General features: G+C 33.5%; 14 protein-coding genes and 1 pseudogene. 10 read left to right on the top strand and 5 right to left on the bottom strand.

Annotation, left to right across the window (positions count from 1 at the left end; genetic code table 11):
• The first annotated feature begins 5 nt into the window (after window positions 1–5).
• From panD to JOD96_RS21830, 4 genes are all read left to right on the top strand, one after another.
• Window positions 6–356 carry an aspartate 1-decarboxylase gene (gene panD / locus JOD96_RS21845; protein WP_026727479.1) on the top strand — a complete coding sequence of 117 codons (351 nt, stop codon included), beginning with the start codon at window positions 6–8 and terminating at the stop codon, window positions 354–356.
• A gap of 200 nt (window positions 357–556) precedes the next feature.
• Window positions 557–1,708: an alpha/beta hydrolase gene (locus JOD96_RS21840; protein ID WP_209566358.1), complete on the top strand. Its 1,152-nt coding sequence runs from the start codon at window positions 557–559 to the stop codon at window positions 1,706–1,708.
• Window positions 1,709–1,711: 3 nt separating this feature from the next.
• Entirely contained in the window at window positions 1,712–3,073 is a 1,362-nt protein-coding gene (gene radA / locus JOD96_RS21835; protein ID WP_209566357.1) for a DNA repair protein RadA, read from the top strand.
• 18 nt (window positions 3,074–3,091) lie between these two features.
• Complete coding sequence (locus JOD96_RS21830; protein ID WP_209566356.1) at window positions 3,092–5,056, top strand: transglycosylase domain-containing protein; 1,965 nt, start codon at window positions 3,092–3,094, stop codon at window positions 5,054–5,056.
• Window positions 5,057–5,146: 90 nt separating this feature from the next.
• On the opposite strand, the gene JOD96_RS21825 is transcribed toward JOD96_RS21830, so the two are convergent.
• Window positions 5,147–5,896: a LytR/AlgR family response regulator transcription factor gene (locus JOD96_RS21825; RefSeq protein ID WP_245188477.1), complete on the bottom strand. Its 750-nt coding sequence runs from the start codon at window positions 5,894–5,896 to the stop codon at window positions 5,147–5,149.
• Window positions 5,893–7,716, bottom strand: coding sequence for a histidine kinase (locus JOD96_RS21820; RefSeq protein WP_209566355.1), 1,824 nt, complete (start codon window positions 7,714–7,716; stop codon window positions 5,893–5,895). The genes JOD96_RS21825 and JOD96_RS21820 overlap by 4 nt, the downstream gene beginning before the upstream one ends.
• Window positions 7,717–7,865: 149 nt before the next feature.
• Between JOD96_RS21820 and JOD96_RS21815 the strand changes: the two genes are divergently transcribed.
• The 6 genes and pseudogenes from JOD96_RS21815 (at window position 7,866) to JOD96_RS21790 (ending at window position 14,207) form a co-directional block, all read left to right on the top strand.
• Window positions 7,866–8,828: an SIMPL domain-containing protein gene (locus JOD96_RS21815; protein WP_209566354.1), complete on the top strand. Its 963-nt coding sequence runs from the start codon at window positions 7,866–7,868 to the stop codon at window positions 8,826–8,828.
• A gap of 109 nt (window positions 8,829–8,937) precedes the next feature.
• Window positions 8,938–10,092 (top strand): vWA domain-containing protein, encoded by a 1,155-nt coding sequence (locus tag JOD96_RS21810; protein ID WP_209566353.1) that lies wholly within the window; start codon window positions 8,938–8,940, stop codon window positions 10,090–10,092.
• A 25-nt stretch (window positions 10,093–10,117) separates the two neighbouring features.
• Window positions 10,118–10,738 carry a murein L,D-transpeptidase catalytic domain-containing protein gene (locus JOD96_RS21805; RefSeq protein WP_209566352.1) on the top strand — a complete coding sequence of 207 codons (621 nt, stop codon included), beginning with the start codon at window positions 10,118–10,120 and terminating at the stop codon, window positions 10,736–10,738.
• 59 nt (window positions 10,739–10,797) lie between these two features.
• Window positions 10,798–12,432 (top strand): DUF4139 domain-containing protein, encoded by a 1,635-nt coding sequence (locus JOD96_RS21800; RefSeq protein ID WP_209566351.1) that lies wholly within the window; start codon window positions 10,798–10,800, stop codon window positions 12,430–12,432.
• 110 nt (window positions 12,433–12,542) lie between these two features.
• Window positions 12,543–13,093, top strand: a pseudogene (locus JOD96_RS21795) (biosynthetic peptidoglycan transglycosylase); the annotation flags it as partial.
• Window positions 13,094–13,229: 136 nt separating this feature from the next.
• Entirely contained in the window at window positions 13,230–14,207 is a 978-nt protein-coding gene (locus JOD96_RS21790; protein ID WP_209566350.1) for an SIMPL domain-containing protein, read from the top strand.
• A 68-nt stretch (window positions 14,208–14,275) separates the two neighbouring features.
• Here the strand turns inward: JOD96_RS21790 and JOD96_RS21785 are convergent, their stop codons facing one another.
• From JOD96_RS21785 to JOD96_RS21775, 3 genes are all read right to left on the bottom strand, one after another.
• On the bottom strand, window positions 14,276–15,313 hold the full coding sequence (locus tag JOD96_RS21785; protein ID WP_209566349.1) for an aldo/keto reductase: 1,038 nt from the start codon (window positions 15,311–15,313) through the stop codon (window positions 14,276–14,278).
• 181 nt (window positions 15,314–15,494) lie between these two features.
• Window positions 15,495–15,794 (bottom strand): type II toxin-antitoxin system RelE/ParE family toxin, encoded by a 300-nt coding sequence (locus JOD96_RS21780; protein ID WP_209566348.1) that lies wholly within the window; start codon window positions 15,792–15,794, stop codon window positions 15,495–15,497.
• Window positions 15,787–16,089: a hypothetical protein gene (locus tag JOD96_RS21775; RefSeq protein WP_209566347.1), complete on the bottom strand. Its 303-nt coding sequence runs from the start codon at window positions 16,087–16,089 to the stop codon at window positions 15,787–15,789. The genes JOD96_RS21780 and JOD96_RS21775 overlap by 8 nt, the downstream gene beginning before the upstream one ends.
• Window positions 16,090–16,131: the final 42 nt, after the last annotated feature.

Raw genomic sequence — 16,131 nt, 5'->3', positions numbered from 1 at the left:
GCAACATGCAAATTCAAGTTATAAAATCAAAAATTCATCGTGTAAAAGTAACGGGAGCCGATTTAAATTATATCGGCAGCATTACTATTGACGAAACTTTACTGGAAGCCTCCAATATCATTGAAGGTGAAAAGGTATCTATTGTAAATATTAATAATGGCGAACGTTTTGAAACTTATGCTATCAAAGGAGAAAAAAATTCAGGAGAAATTACCCTGAATGGTCCTGCAGCCAGAAAAGTTCAAAAAGACGATATTATCATTATTATATCCTATGCTACTTTGGAATTTGAAGAGGCAAAAACCTTCAAGCCATGGATTATTTTTCCTAATGAAAATGATAATTCGCTAACTTAAAACTTCTCTTTTTCCTTTTATTTAATTTTATCTGATTGAGTTATTCTGTCAGATCAGATTTTTTTTTGCCTTTTTCAAAGGTAAATTCAGCAAAAAATACATTGCTTTTTTAAAATTCCAAAAATAATAAAAAAGCAAATAAAGTGTTATATTGCTACACTATTTGCAATACTTTAATTCACTGAAATACCACCCAAATCATGAAAAAAGTTTACTTATTATTTACTTTAATTTCAATCTCTGTTTTTTCACAGAAAAAATTTGACAACATTCAATCTGAGAAACTTGGAGAGGAAAGAAGAATAACAATCGGACTGCCGGCGTCATATGAAGCTAATCCTGAAAAAAAATATCCTGTTTTATATTTGTTAGATGGTGATTATTTATTTGATCCATTTTCGGGAGCATTAAGTTATGGTGCTTATTGGGATGATTTGCCGGAAATGATCATTATTGGTATACATCAAAATAAAGATGGGGAACGCTACGACGATTCTACAATTGACCAGAATACAGGTTTACCTTTTGAAAAAGGGGAAGAGTTTTTTGAATTCGTAGGAGCTGAATTAGTTCCTTACATTGAAAAAAAATATCGCACTTCACCTTTCAGAGTAATTGCAGGTCATGATATTACGGCAAGTTTTGCTAATTTTTATTTGTATAAGGAAGTACCTCTTTTTAACGCTTACATTTGTTTGAGCCCTGAACTTGCTCCAAAAATGGAAGTAAGAATCCCGGAGAAATTTTCAAAAATACAAGAACCATTTTTCTATTATCTTTCTGTTGCTGATGGAGATATCAAAAAAATCAAAGAACCAATTGAAAAACTGGACAGTAATATCAAAATTGCCAATAATCCATTGGTAAATTACAAATTTGATACTTTTAAAAACACCACGCATTATACCGAAGTATTGCACTCCATTCCGAACGCATTATACCACATTTTTGAAGCTTACAGACCTATAAACTCTGCTGAATACAATGAGAAAATTGCTGTTCTTGAAACGGGATACGCAGATTATCTGGAAAACAAATACAACATGATGTCTAAGGTTTTAGGTGTTCAGATTCCTGTCAGAATGAGTGATTTTAAAGTAATTGAAAATATTATTCTAAAAAAGAATGCTTATGATGAATTAGGTAAAATGGCCGAAATAGGAAATGTAAATTATCCTAAAGCCATGCTGGGAGAATATGAACTTGGATTGATGTACGAAAAAATGGGAGATCCGAAAAGAGCATCAAAGAAATACCAAAACGCTTCGCAAATGGAGCCAATTGGTGATTTGAACAAAGATTTGATGTATGAGAAAATCGACCAGATGAATACGCTTTCAAAAAAACCATAAAGAATGTCAAAAGTTAAAACTTCTTTTTTTTGTCAAAATTGCGGAACCCAATATGCTAAATGGCAAGGACAATGCAATGCCTGCAAAGAATGGAATACTATTGCTGAAGAAATTATCCAGAAGCAGGAAAAAGTGGCCTGGAAAAGCGAGTCTGCCCCTGTAGGCAAAGCACCCCGCCCTTTAAAAATAAACGAAATCGATTCGACTCAGGAAATTCGAATGGATACAACTGATGGCGAATTAAATCGTGTTTTGGGAGGCGGTATCGTTCCCGGATCTTTGACGCTGTTGGGTGGTGAACCCGGAATTGGAAAAAGTACGCTTTTATTGCAGATTTCATTAAAACTTCCTTACAAAACACTTTATGTTTCTGGTGAAGAAAGTCAGAAGCAAATAAAAATGCGTGCCGAAAGAATAACGCCAAATAGCGATAACTGCTATATTTTGACGGAAACTAAAACACAAAATATTTTCAAACAGATTGAAACCATTCAACCTGAAATTGTAATTATAGATTCGATCCAAACATTACATACCGATTATATCGAGTCGACAGCCGGAAGTATTTCTCAAATAAGGGAAACAACAGCCGAACTGATAAAGTTTGCGAAAGAAAGTAATATTCCGGTTATATTGATTGGACATATTACTAAAGACGGAAATATTGCCGGACCAAAGATTTTGGAACATATGGTTGATACCGTTTTACAATTTGAAGGTGACCGAAATCACGTGTACCGAATTTTACGTTCTCTGAAAAACCGTTTTGGCTCAACTGCTGAATTGGGAATTTATGAAATGTTGGGAAGCGGTTTACGAGAAGTTAGCAATCCGTCTGAAATATTGATTTCGCATAAAGACGAAGAAATGTCTGGAACTGCGATTGCTACAACAATGGAAGGTATGCGTCCGCTAATGATCGAAATACAGTCTTTGGTAAGTACTGCAGTTTATGGAACGCCACAACGCAGCACCACTGGCTACAACGCCAAAAGACTAAACATGATTTTGGCTGTTTTAGAAAAAAGAGCCGGCTTTCGTTTAGGTGCAAAAGATGTTTTCCTGAATGTTACCGGCGGAATTTCTGTTGATGATCCTGCAATTGATCTGGCGGTTGTTGCCGCAATATTGTCTTCTAATGAAGATATTCCGGTAACGAAAGGATTTTGCTTTGCCGGAGAGGTTGGATTGTCAGGTGAAATTCGTCCTGTAAATCGTGTTGACCAAAGAATTCAGGAAGCCGAAAAACTAGGCTTCAACACCATATTTGTATCTAAATACAACAAAATTGCATTAAAAAACACAGGCATTAAAATCGAACTCGTGGCCAAAATTGAAGATGTGGCCGGGTTTCTTTTCGGCTAATTTTTTATAACCTACTTTATGAAATTTCCAAAACAAAAAATTATAAAAGCACTTCTAATACTTGCCCTGGTATTTGCAGTGCTTTTTTTTGGGTTTTACTTTTTTCGCAATTCTTTACTAAAGCAGGCGATTGCAAAAGTAACCCACAAAATGAATGTCGAATATAACAGCACATTTTCTGTAAAATCGGCTTCGTTTGAAGGATTATCGGGCATTAAACTAACCAATGTCGTTTTGGTGCCAAAAAATGCCGATACATTATTCAATATAGAAAAAATCGAAACCAGTATTAGTTTATCAAATTTATTGGTAGGCGATGTTCAGGTGGGGACTTTAAAAGTCAACAACGGATATATCCAACTGGTTAAAAAAGGAAAAATCCGCAATTTTGATGCTTTCTTAAAAAGAGACAAATCAGATTCAGATACAAATGAAAAGCGTAAATATGCCACATTCGCCTATCGCATTATCTCAAAGCTATTGAATCTTGTTCCAACGGACATGAGATTGGAAAATCTAAATTTCAGAATTGATGATAATGGAAAAAAAACATCCATCGCTGTAAATAAACTGGTTTTAAACAACAAACAACTTGAAACTGATCTTCATGTTCAAAGCAAAAACTTTGATCAGCGCTGGAACATAAAAGGATTTGCTGATCCGCGAAATAAAAAAGCAGATATTCGCTTTTTTAATTTAGATACTGGTGCGATCAAAGTACCGTATCTGGACGAACGTTATAATTTAAAAGCAAGTTTTGATTCTATCCGCTTAAATGTGGCAAACATCGAAAAAGACGGAAGCGAATTGCATATTGACGGCTATACTTCAATTTCAAATTTAAAAATCAACCATCCAAAAATCGCCAGCAAAGATGTTGTCATTAAAAATGCACGTTTTGATTATCGCTTTTTACTAGGTGACGATTTTATTTCGATTGACAGCACCTCATCAATGCAATTAAACAAAATAAAGGTTCGCCCGTATGTTTCTTATAACACAGAATCCGATACGGTTTATACTTTAAAAGTTGATATTCCGAAAATGAAGGCGCAGGATTTCATTGTTTCGCTGCCCGACGGATTGTTTACTCATTTTCAGGGAATGGAAGCTACCGGTAATTTTAATTACAAATTAGATTTCAAATTCAACAAAAACAAACCAAATACATTGGTTTTTGACAGTAAACTAAACAAAGAAAATTTAAGAATCACAAAATACGGAGAAGCTGATTTGAATAAATTGAATGGTGAATTTGTTTATCGCGCTATAATTCAAAATGTGATGCAAAGACCAATTTTGGTTGGAAATGCAAATCCGAATTATACTCCGCTTGACCAGATTTCACCTTATTTAAGAAAATCTGTTTTGACGACTGAGGATCCATCGTTTTTTTCGCATCGCGGATTTATTAATGAAGCATTTAAACAATCGATTCTGAAAAATATCAGAACCAAAAAATTCTCACGCGGTGCTAGTACGATCAGTATGCAGTTGATCAAAAATGTTTTTTTGACGCGCGAGAAAACGCTTTCGCGAAAACTGGAAGAAATTTTATTGGTTTATATTTTAGAAAACAACCGAATTGCCAGTAAAGAAAGAATGCTGGAAGTTTATTTTAATATTATTGAATGGGGACCAAATGTTTATGGAATTGGCGAGGCAAGTCATTTCTATTTTCAAAAAGCTCCTTCTGCTTTAAATGTAGATGAATGTCTGTTTTTAGCAACCATTATTCCGAAGCCTAGAAAATTCATGTATCAATTTAATGATGAAGGCAATCTGAGAGATTATGCTGTTAAAAATCAGAAATTCTTAAGAAATTTAATGTTCCGACGAGGTTTGTTGGTTCCTGAAGATACAATTGGACTACTTCCGGTTTATATTTCGGGAAATGCTCGTTCTTTAATTAAAATTAAAGCTCCGGATTCTACTGCCGTTAAAAATGATTCGTTATCGCTAAGCGAGGAATTTGATTTGTAAATTTTTATCTCCTGCAAGGTTTCCAAAACCTTGTAGGTATTCATGGGGTTAAGGATAAGACCTACAAGGTTTTGGAAACCTTGCAGGAAGCTATCGAAAGTTCTTTAAAAATTCTTCTTTGTAAGTTGGAGAAACCTCGATTTCAGTTCCATCATTCAGCGTTATTATACCGCCTTTATTATATGATTTTACGCAGTTCATATTGATAATATGCGATTTATGAACCCGGATAAAAGGCAGGGGCAGAATTTCTGAAAAGTGCTTTAAAAATCTGCAGACCATTTTTTTTGTTCCGTTATTCAGATACAAATCGGTAAAATTTCCGTTGCCGCGCAGGCGTACGATTTCTTCCATTTTTACTACTTCAAAACCTTCAAGCGTTGGCAGAATCACTTGTTGTTTTTCGGGTTTAGGTTCATGAAAATTTTCTACAATAATTTTGTTTCTGTTAAAAATCTCATGATTCATGATCTGATGCTGCACTTTATTAACTGCAACGATCAATTCTTCGATACTGATTGGTTTTAGCAGATAATATGCCGCACTCTGATTTAAGGCTTTTAGTGAATATTCAGAAAAGGCGGTTACAAATATGGTTTCAAAATGCAGTTCTTTGCAGGCTTCCAACACATCAAAAGCATTGCCGAAAGGCATTTCGACATCCAGAAAAACTAACTGCGGTTTAATATCATGCAGTAACGGAACAGCTTCTTTTATATTTTGAGCTTCACCGACAACTTCAACCTGCGGGCAATATTTACTCAAATAATTTTTGAGCACTTCGCGCGCCGCCAGTTCATCTTCGACAATTACACTTTTTATTTTTTGAAAAGTCATCATATTTTGTCAATTAATGGAAAAACGATCTCAACGATAGTTCCTTTCTCTTCTCCTCTTTTTTCTGAAATTTTAAATGAAATATTCTTTTTATACAATTCGTTCAAAAGGTCAATACGCTCTTTTGTATTGTTCAATCCTCGGGATTCGTAAATTTTCTGGTTCGTTGTTTTGAGTTCACGGCTTTTGGTTAAACCAATTCCGTTATCTTCAATGGTGACGTTGATTTTTCCGCCTTTTAAATCAAATCGTAAGGACAAAAATCCTTTTTCATTTAGATATCGCAATCCGTGCCAAATAGCATTCTCTAAATGCGGCTGCAAAATCATATTCGGAACAAAAACTCTTTCAGCATCCAAGGCTTCATCTACTATAATTTCAAAATCGAATTTATCCTGAAAACGCAGATGTTCGAGATCCAGGTATTTCTTTAATTGTTCTACTTCCTTATCCAAAGAAATAAAATCTTTATTGGAGTTTTCCATCATATTCCGCATCAAATTAGAATATGATGTCAGGTATTTATTTGCTTCCAATTCTTTATTTTCAGAAATAAACTGATTGACACTATTCAAACTGTTAAAAATAAAATGCGGATTCATTTCGCGTCGAAGTGATTGAAGCGCAATTTCTTTATTTTTGATTTTAATGGAATATAAAGCCTTCACAATAAATAAAAACAAAAGCAGTAATAAAATTACCGACCCAATCAGAAAATAATTGAAGGTGTTTTTCTTTGAAATCAATTCGTCTTTCAAAGTTTTTTCTTTTTCCAGCTGACGTATTTTATCTTCGGTAATCTGAAATGTTTTGGCGTCGATTAAAGTAGTATCAGAACGAATCAATTTTTCGAAGTTTTCAAAAAATTCTTCGTACAAAGCCATACTTTCCTTATTCAGCCCTTTGGTTTTATAATATTGAATTAAGGAAGACAGGCTTTTTTTGGCTTCCGCCGAATTTCCTTTTTCAAACGATATGTTATACGCTTCTTTGAGTGATGCAATTGCTTTTTCGGGTTCTTTTTTCTCAAAATAAAGTGATGAGAGGGATTGCAGTTGTTTTATCTCGGTAGAATAATCTTTGCTTTTTCTGGCATCGGTGAGCAATTTTTCGTTAATTGCAAGCGCTTTATCAAACTGGTTGTCTTCTGCATACACTTTTGCAATTTCGTTTTTGATTTTTATAACCTCCTCTGGCTTATCTTTTGCATATACTAATGCCTTTTTATAACTTTCTATTGCAACCTTTTTATTTTTTAAGTCTAGTGAATTTTGTGCTTTCTGAACATAGGCTTCTGTAACTTCTTCGCTTTTCTTTTCTTTTTTCAGCAATTCGATATTAGAATCTACATAATCTTTTTGACTTGCAGGATTTGATGCATTTTTAAGCCGGTTTGCATCATTCAAATTTATCTTTTCTTCAGATACATCTTTTGCCAATGAACCCGCAACTTCATAATTTTTAATCGCCGAATCAAAGTTTTTCTGGTTTTCCTGTGTTTTTGCAAGACTTCGTGTTACACGGATTTTGTCATCAGCCAGTTTTAATTTGGTATAACTGGTTAATGCTTTTTTAAAATATTCTTCCGCTTTGGCATTATCTCCATTATTTAAAAATTCGTTGGCTAACTTTTCATAATTCTGAGCAATTTTTGCCTCATCATTTTCATCTAATGATCTGGATAAATCGTCGGCAGCTTTGCTGATTTTGACCTGCTTACTTTTTTCACTTTTCTGCACAGGAAATGCCTGCGCTATTGTTCGATGCGGAAATAATAGTACCAGACAAAACAAACTAAAACTAATTAAAAATTGACGTTTCACAAATAAGTTATTTTGAAAGTGTAAAGTAACCTAATTCTAAATTCCTATCCTATATTTTTCACCAAGTCAAACGACCTGTTGACCCATTCTTCCAAAAATACGTTTTTTCGATCAATACATTTGATCCTTAATTCTTAAAAACCATAACCATGAAAAAACTATTCTTTAGCGTTTTAACTTTATTATTTTCTTCACTTATAATTGGTCAGGCCTCAGGAAATGTCAATTATCAGAATCAGTATTATTCCAACAAAACTATAAATATTGACTTTCCACAAAATACTGATATTGTTGTCAGTGTAAAAGGTCTTGCCAATGTTAAGGCAGATGCTTACACAGCTATTTTCAGCACATCACAAACCGGTAAGACAACTAAGGAAGTTAATGAATTAATTGACCAAAGAATTACGCAGTCGCTCAATGAGATTAGACTTAAAAAAGGCGTTGAAACTTTTGTTGACATGATTTCTTTTGTTCCTGTATATGAATATGAAGTCGAGAAAAAAGTTTTTAATCGTAAAACGTATAATGAAGTTCCTGCAGGATTTGAAGTCAAGAAAAACATTCATATCAAATACTCAGACCCCAATCAGCTCAATGAGTTTATTTCTATTTTATCCAATAATGAAATCTATGATCTGGTTCGGGTTGACTATTTCTCAAATACATTAGAAACAATTAAGAAAGAAATGATGAACAAAGCAAAGCTTTTGATTCAGGAAAAAATAAAAAACTACGAAGTACTGCTTGGAGATACTTTTGCCAATGCTGAAAAAAGAATCGCCGATGACTACCTCGTAAATGTACCTGTGGAAATGTATAAATCATACGAAGCTTATAACAGTTCTTCCTTAAACTTAAAAAAAGCAGCAAACATAAACCAGGTTAACAAATCTGCCACACTTTATTATCAGCCGATAATGGGCAAAGAATTTGATTTTGTAATTAATCCAACTGTCTTAGAACCTGTTATTCAAATTCAATATGAAGTTAAAATAGCGATTAACAGAGAAAAGAAAATATCTTCAAAAACAGATAAGGAATTTATTCTGGTTACTCCAAATGGAGATTTAAAAACGCTGAATTTAAATAACTCCAGACAAAATTATTAATACGCAGAAACATTTCACCAAGTCAAAATGCTGTTTCACCATTTGTTCAAAAAACGTGCTTTTTAAGTCTTTAAGTTTGATCTGTAATCATCCAATTAAAACTAAAATTATGAAATCAAATCTCTTTATCCCGGTAATTTTTACTGCTATTATTTCGTTGGGCTTTAATTCTTCAAATGCAAATTCAAAAGACAAAACTAAAATCGAAAAACCAGCTGTAGAAAACACAAAAATACAAGTGGCACTTTTGCTGGATACCTCCAGCAGTATGGATGGTTTAATCGATCAGGCGAAATCCAGATTATGGAATATAGTGAATACTTTAACAACGCTAAAATACGATGGGAAGGCACCGGATATAGAAATTGCGTTATACGAATATGGAAATGACGGCTTATCGCAAAAATCAAATTACATCAGACAAATAACACCGCTTTCGACCGATTTAGATTTGATTTCTGAAAAACTATTTGCGCTAAAAACCAACGGCGGAAACGAATATTGCGGTGCTGTAATTCAGGATGCGACAAAACAGTTACAATGGGCAAAAGAAAGCAATAACATGAAACTGATTTACATTGCCGGCAATGAGGAATTTAATCAGGGCGGTGTGAGCTACAAAGAGGCCATCAGCAATGCGTTGAAAAATGATATTTATGTGAATACTATTTTTTGTGGTGACAAAAAAGAAGGCATCAGCACTTTATGGAAAGATGGTGCCGATTACGGAAAAGGCAAATATTTTAACATCGACGCCAATCAGGCTGTAGAATATATTGCAACTCCTTATGATGAGGAAATCTCCAAATGCGATGAAAAAATAAACAAAACATACATTAATTACGGAGCCAAAGGAGCAGCAAAAAAAATGAATCAGGTGACTCAGGACCAAAATGCCAAAAAAGTTTCGGCTGCCAATTATACAGACCGTGCTGTAAGCAAATCAAAAGCGGCTTATAAAAATGAAAGCTGGGATTTGGTTGACAAAGTAAAAGATGATGCCGGAGCAATTTCAAAACTAAAAAAAGAAGAACTGCCAGTAGAACTTCAGAATAAATCTACAGTAGAACTTGAACAAATAGTGACTGAAAAAAAGAAAGAGAGAGAAACAATCCAGAAAGAAATTAGTGTATTGGCAAAAAAACGCCAGCAATATATTGAAACTGAATCTAAAAAAACTAAAAAACAGGATGATTTGGGCAATACCATCAACACCTCTATTGTGGCTTTTGCAAAAGTGAAAGGTTATACGGTTGAGAAATAATCACACTTAGAATCAATCTGCGAAAATGAAAAAGAACATTTTCATCTTGCTTCTGACTGGCTTTTCCTGCCTAATTCTGGCCTGCAGAAACAATAACGAAAAGCCATTAAAAACAAATTCAAAACCGGTTTATTCTTATGAAGAGAAACTAAAAAGTGAAGTGACTGAGATTAGGCGTTTTTTGGGGAAAACTTCTAAATACAATTCAGATATCGCTTTCTTTTTAGACATGAAAATAGAATCAGGAAAAAATCGGTTTTTTATTTATGACTTAAAACATCATAAATTGATTGACAAAGGGTTAGTGGGACACGGTTCGGGATCAGAAACAGGAATTGAGGGAAAACTGCGATTTAGTAATACAAAAGGCTCGAATTGCAGTTCGTTGGGAAAATATGCGATTGGAAGTTCTTATTCCGGAAGATTTGGAAAAGCTTACAAACTATACGGTTTAGACAAAACCAACAGTAATGCCTTTGACAGAAATGTAGTGCTTCATAAATATGAAGACGTTCCTTTTGAAGAACAATTATACCCGATTTGCAACAGTCTGGGATGCCCGATGGTAAATGAAAAATTTTTTAGTGTACTTGAAAGAACAATCGATAATTCTGAAAAGAAAATAATTCTTGTGATGTACTATTAAATCAATTCATATCTTGATATTTGTAGTCTATCTCTTAAAAATAATTTAAATATAAACCAATGATCAAAAAACAAGCCACGGCACTTTTATTACTAATGGTCACTTTTGCCTTTGCGCAAAAACCGATTTTTACAACCGCCAAAGTAAAAGCTGCCACCGTATATTTTAATGCTGCAGAATTATCTCAAAATGCAAGTGCGACACTGCCGGCCGGAGCAAGCGAAATTGTAATCAAAAATGTGGCGGTAAACTTAAATGAAAGTTCAATACAAATTGGTGCGCCAGCTAGCGTAACGGTTCTTTCGGTTCAGTTTACCAATAATTATATTTCTGAATATGAAAGTGATGCGAAGTCACCGGCGTTAAAAATAGTGAGAGACAGTATTGTTTTGGTTCAGAAGGAAATTCAGAAAGTAAACAATACTATTAATTCGGAGAACAAAACGATACAGCTTTTAGATAAAAACCAACAGATATCGGGCGTAAATTCCGGTTTGAACGTAGTCGAATTAATGAAAATGGTAGAATATTATAAAAATAAACAAATCGAAATTGCCAATAACATCAATACTCTTTCTGAAAAACAACTCAAACTCAATGAAGTACTGCAAAAACTTAACAATAAACTGGAAGTTAATGCTAATAAGGAAGAAAAAACATCATCAGGAAAACTTATTCTGCAGGTGATGAACCAAACTGCAGGAGTAATTCCGTTTGACATTTCTTATTTAACCAATAATGCCAGCTGGACCCCTTTTTATGATTTACGTGCCGAAAGCGTTACGTCACCAATTAATATGATGTACAAAGCTCAAGTGGCTCAAAATACCGGAATCGACTGGAAAAAAGTAAAACTGACTTTATCAAGCGGTATTCCGAATCAAAATAATCAGGCTCCGATATTGAGTTCCTGGTTTCTGGCTAATCAGGCATATAATGAAGAAGTTGTTGTTACCGGGTACGGAACGAATAAAAGAAACCAATTGCAGGGAAGTGTATATAAAGAAACAGCGGATCAATCTATGCTAATGGATGCTCCGGTCGTGATGGAATCGTCAGTTTCTAATTATACGACTGTAGCAGAAAATCAGCTTAACATTTCGTTTGATATCGACATTCCGTATGACATTTTATCAAATGGAAAAGTGCATAGTGTTTCTTTAAAAGAAATAAAACTGCCGGCTTCGTATAAATTTTATTCGGTTCCCAGAGTTGAAAATGAAGCTTTTCTGCTGGCTGAAATTGCGGATTACAGCAAATACAATTTACTGCGTGGCGAAGCTAATATTATTTTTGAAGGGATGTATGTGGGTAAAACATTTATCGAACCCAACCAAACCGGAGATACTTTGAACCTGAGCATGGGCCGCGATAAAAAAGTGTCTGTTAAACGCGAAAAAGTCGCCGATAAATCCGGAACTAAATTTTTATCTACCAGAAAAGAACAGACTTTTACTTTTGATATTACAGTAAGAAATAATAAAAAAGAAACAGTTGAATTATTATTGAAAGATCAATATCCGTTAAGCACCAATAAAGAAATCGAAGTCGAATTATTGCAAAGTGACGGTGCAAAAGTAAATACCGAAACAGGAATTCTGACCTGGCAGCTTCAGTTGAAGCCCAACGAAAACAAAAAATTCAGAATCAGTTACAGGGTTAAATATCCTAAAGACCAGATTTTGAATCTGTAAATAAAATAGAATTTTTAAATACAAATTCCACAGATAGCACGGATCAGTTCGTGAAACCTGTGGAATTTGTGTTTTTTTAAATCTTTTAATTAAGGTGCCGGATCAGGTAATCGATTCAAAAGAACATCAGAACCAAAAAATTCTCTCGTGGCGCCAGCACGATCAGCATGCAGCTGATTAAAAACGTTTTTCTAACCCGCGAAAAAATGCTTTCGTGAAAGCTTGAAGAAATTCTATTGGTTTATATTCTGGAAAATAACCAAATTGTAAGCAAGGAAAGAATGCTCGAAGTTTATTTTAATATTATTGAATGGGGACCAAATATTTACGGAATTGGCGAAGCGAGTCATTTCTATTTTCAAAAAAGTCCTTCTTCTTTAAATTTAGACGAATGTTTGTTCTGGCAACTATCATTACGAAACCGAGAAAATTCATGTATCAGTTTAATGATCAGGGAAACCTGAAAGATTACGTAGTTAAAAATCAGAAGTATTTACAAAATTTAATGTTCCGCCGAGGTTTATTAATTCCAGAGGATACGATTGGGCAGTTACCGGTTTATATTTCTGGAAATGCTCGCTCATTTATAAAAATCAAAGTTCCGGATTCGACAGCTGTGAAATTGGATTCTCTCGCAACTGATGATGAATTTGATTTATAATATTAAAAATTTGCCACGGCACAAAGCCACAAAGTTTTTTTTATTAACCTTGTGGCTTTGTTATTTTCAAACATCTCAAATAAAATATAAGATTTTTCTTTCATATATTTGTTTTCAATTTTTAATAAATAAAAACATGAAAAGAATAAATTTTCAATTGTTAGCCCTAATTTTTTGTCAGGCTATGATTGGTCAGGTTGCTGTTGGAACGAATGCATCATATAACAGGAATAATGATAATTATGAGTATACCAGTAGAAATATTCTTGATGTAAAATTAGCTTCAGAAAATGATATGATTGTAAGCATTAAAGGTCTTGCAAATATAAAAGCAGATACTTATATCGCCACTTTTAGTGTTACTCAGAATGGAAAAACTGCCCAAGAAGTAAACGAGCTAATAGACAAACGAATTAATCAATCCCTAAGCGAAATCAAACTTAAAAAAAATGTAGAAACCTTTATTGATATGATTTCATTTGTTCCCGTTTATGAATATGAAACAGAAAAGAAAACTTTTAGCCGAAAAACATATAATGAAATACCGACAGGTTTTGAACTAAAGAAAAACATTCTAATCAAATATTCTGACCCAAATCAGTTAAATGACTTTATTTCGATACTATCAAATAACGAAATATATGATTTGGCAAGAAATGATTATTACTCCGACACATTAGAGTCAATCAAGAAAGAAATGATGAATAAGGCAAAATTACTTGTTCACGAAAAAATAAAGAACTATGAGATTTTATTAGGAGAATCATTAGCAGATTCCGAAAAAAAAATAATCGATGGTTACACAGTAAACTATCCCATAGATATGTACAAATCTTATGAAGCGTCTAATAGTTCTTCATTAAATTTAAAAAAAACTGCTACTATAAATCAAGTAAGTAAATCTACAACAATTTATTATCAACCCATTTTGAGCAACGAATTTGATTTTGTAATTAACCCAAACTTGCTAGAACCTGCGATTCAGGTACAATATGAAGTCAAAATTGCAATCAAAAAAAACAAACCAGCAGTGGATAAAAATTTTGTTCTTATAACTCCTAGTGGAGAGTTAAAGGCATTAGACACAAATACAACTGCGCGACCTATTAGATAGAAGCTAATCCATTAATCTAAATTTATATAAAGCCTAACAGATAATAAAAACCTGTTAGGCTTTATTTTTTAAGGTGCTGGATCAGGTATAATAGCCTGAACTTTTTCAATCTCGTTTAAGATTTCTTTTGAAAGTACAATGTCAATTGTATCGATGTTTTCTTTTAATTGTTCTAATGTTGTAGCTCCAATAATGGCACTTGTCAGAAACGGCTGCTGCAACACAAAACCCATCGCCAATTGTGTCAACGTTAATCCGTGTTTATGGGCAATTTCCTGATACAATTTGGTTGCCTGTGTACATTGTTCGCTGGCATAGCGTGTATATTGTGGAAAAAGTTTGATTCTCGCATTTGGATGTTCTTCTCCGGTTAGGAATTTGCCTGTCAAAGTTCCGAATCCTAATGGGGAATATCCTAATAAGCCAACATTTTCATGCATTGAAACTTCGGCAGAACCTACTTCAAAAAGACGATTTAGTAAATTATAAGGATTTTGAATCGTTTTGATTCTCGGCAGATTTTGATATTTGCTTTCTTCGAGAAAGCGCATCATTCCCCACGGATTTTCGTTTGAAACTCCTATATGTTTTATTTTTCCCTCTTTGATTAATCCATCAAAAGTTTCCAAAACTTCTCTAAAGTTATCTTCCCACGCATCATTCTGAACTTTAAAAGCACGTTGTCCAAAAGTATTGGTTTTGCGTTCTGGCCAATGCATCTGATACAAATCGATATAATCTGTCTGAAGACGTTTTAAGCTGTTTTCTAAAGCATATTTAATACTTGCAGGAGAGAAATCGAGTTTTTCGCGCATATAGCCAAAATTTGCGTTTGGACCAGCGATTTTAGAAGCCAAAACCACTTTATCACGATTACCGGATTTTTTAAACCATGTGCCAATTATTTTCTCAGTACTTCCGTAAGTTGCCTCACTTGCCGGAACTGAATACATTTCGGCTGTGTCAAAAAAGTTTATGCCTCTTTCTAATGCATAATCCATTTGGGCATGTCCCTCGGCTTCTGTATTTTGTTGTCCGAAAGTCATGGTTCCGAGACAGATTTTACTAACTTTTATATTGGTATTGGGTAAAGTTGTGTATTTCATTTTTTAAGGCTCTAAGGTTCTTAGTGGCTAAGATTCTAAGTTTATATTCTTTGTAATTAAAGCTTCAAAGATACAACCGGATTATTCAAATGAAAATGTGCCAAAGGTTAAAAAAAATACAAGATTATTTTGAAAATTTACAATGAAAAAAAGGCTCAAAGTTAAAACTCTGAGCCTTAAATTATTTTAAACTTTTCATAGGATTTTGATATGAATTAAATACTCTAACAACGAAAATTGAATTTTCCTGAATTTGATACAGAACTTTAAAATTTCTTATTATAATTCTTCGACAATCTAATCTGTATTCATCTAATTGAAACTGTTCTGCAAACACAATCTCATCTATACAACTAAACAATTCATCCCTAATTTTAAGTGCTGTTTCTTTTGAAGTTTTGTTTTTCAATGAAACATAAATTTCTTTTAAATCTTCTTTTGCATTTGTTGTCCAAAAAATTTTAAATTTAGAATTACTCATTATCCCAATCTTGCATTTCTTTTGACAAATCTTCTTTTGAAATTATTCGATTATATTTTATATCATCCAAACCTTCTTCCACTCTATTATGATACTCAGATAATGTCAAAGGATTTCCTTCTGCATCATACGAAACAACTTCATTCAAGTAATTGTCAAAAACAGAAGAAACGATTCGCAACACTCTTTCATCTGCTAAATCCAACTGATTTCTTATTTTATCTTTTAATTCCGGAAGTCCCATAATTCTTTTTTTGAGTTTCAAAGTTACAAAAATATCAGAAGATAATTCCAATATGAAAATTTACAAAAAAAGGGTTCAAAGCAAAACTTTGAA

This window comes from Flavobacterium sp. 1355 (assembly GCF_017833415.1).
In the GTDB taxonomy this organism is placed as follows: domain Bacteria; phylum Bacteroidota; class Bacteroidia; order Flavobacteriales; family Flavobacteriaceae; genus Flavobacterium.
Note: the sequence above shows the minus strand (reverse complement) of the source record. Positions and strands in the feature narration are given on the sequence as shown.

What these genes read in the sequence shown, in the direction of transcription:
- panD (WP_026727479.1), top strand. Translation starts at nt 6, where the DNA reads ATGCAAATTCAAGTTATAAAATCAAAAATTCATCGTGTAAAAGTAACG.
- JOD96_RS21840 (WP_209566358.1), top strand. Translation starts at nt 557, where the DNA reads ATGAAAAAAGTTTACTTATTATTTACTTTAATTTCAATCTCTGTTTTT.
- radA (WP_209566357.1), top strand. Translation starts at nt 1,712, where the DNA reads ATGTCAAAAGTTAAAACTTCTTTTTTTTGTCAAAATTGCGGAACCCAA.
- JOD96_RS21830 (WP_209566356.1), top strand. Translation starts at nt 3,092, where the DNA reads ATGAAATTTCCAAAACAAAAAATTATAAAAGCACTTCTAATACTTGCC.
- JOD96_RS21825 (WP_245188477.1), bottom strand. Translation starts at nt 5,896, where the DNA reads ATGATGACTTTTCAAAAAATAAAAAGTGTAATTGTCGAAGATGAACTG.
- JOD96_RS21815 (WP_209566354.1), top strand. Translation starts at nt 7,866, where the DNA reads ATGAAAAAACTATTCTTTAGCGTTTTAACTTTATTATTTTCTTCACTT.
- JOD96_RS21810 (WP_209566353.1), top strand. Translation starts at nt 8,938, where the DNA reads ATGAAATCAAATCTCTTTATCCCGGTAATTTTTACTGCTATTATTTCG.
- JOD96_RS21805 (WP_209566352.1), top strand. Translation starts at nt 10,118, where the DNA reads ATGAAAAAGAACATTTTCATCTTGCTTCTGACTGGCTTTTCCTGCCTA.
- JOD96_RS21800 (WP_209566351.1), top strand. Translation starts at nt 10,798, where the DNA reads ATGATCAAAAAACAAGCCACGGCACTTTTATTACTAATGGTCACTTTT.
- JOD96_RS21790 (WP_209566350.1), top strand. Translation starts at nt 13,230, where the DNA reads ATGAAAAGAATAAATTTTCAATTGTTAGCCCTAATTTTTTGTCAGGCT.
- JOD96_RS21785 (WP_209566349.1), bottom strand. Translation starts at nt 15,313, where the DNA reads ATGAAATACACAACTTTACCCAATACCAATATAAAAGTTAGTAAAATC.
- JOD96_RS21780 (WP_209566348.1), bottom strand. Translation starts at nt 15,794, where the DNA reads ATGAGTAATTCTAAATTTAAAATTTTTTGGACAACAAATGCAAAAGAA.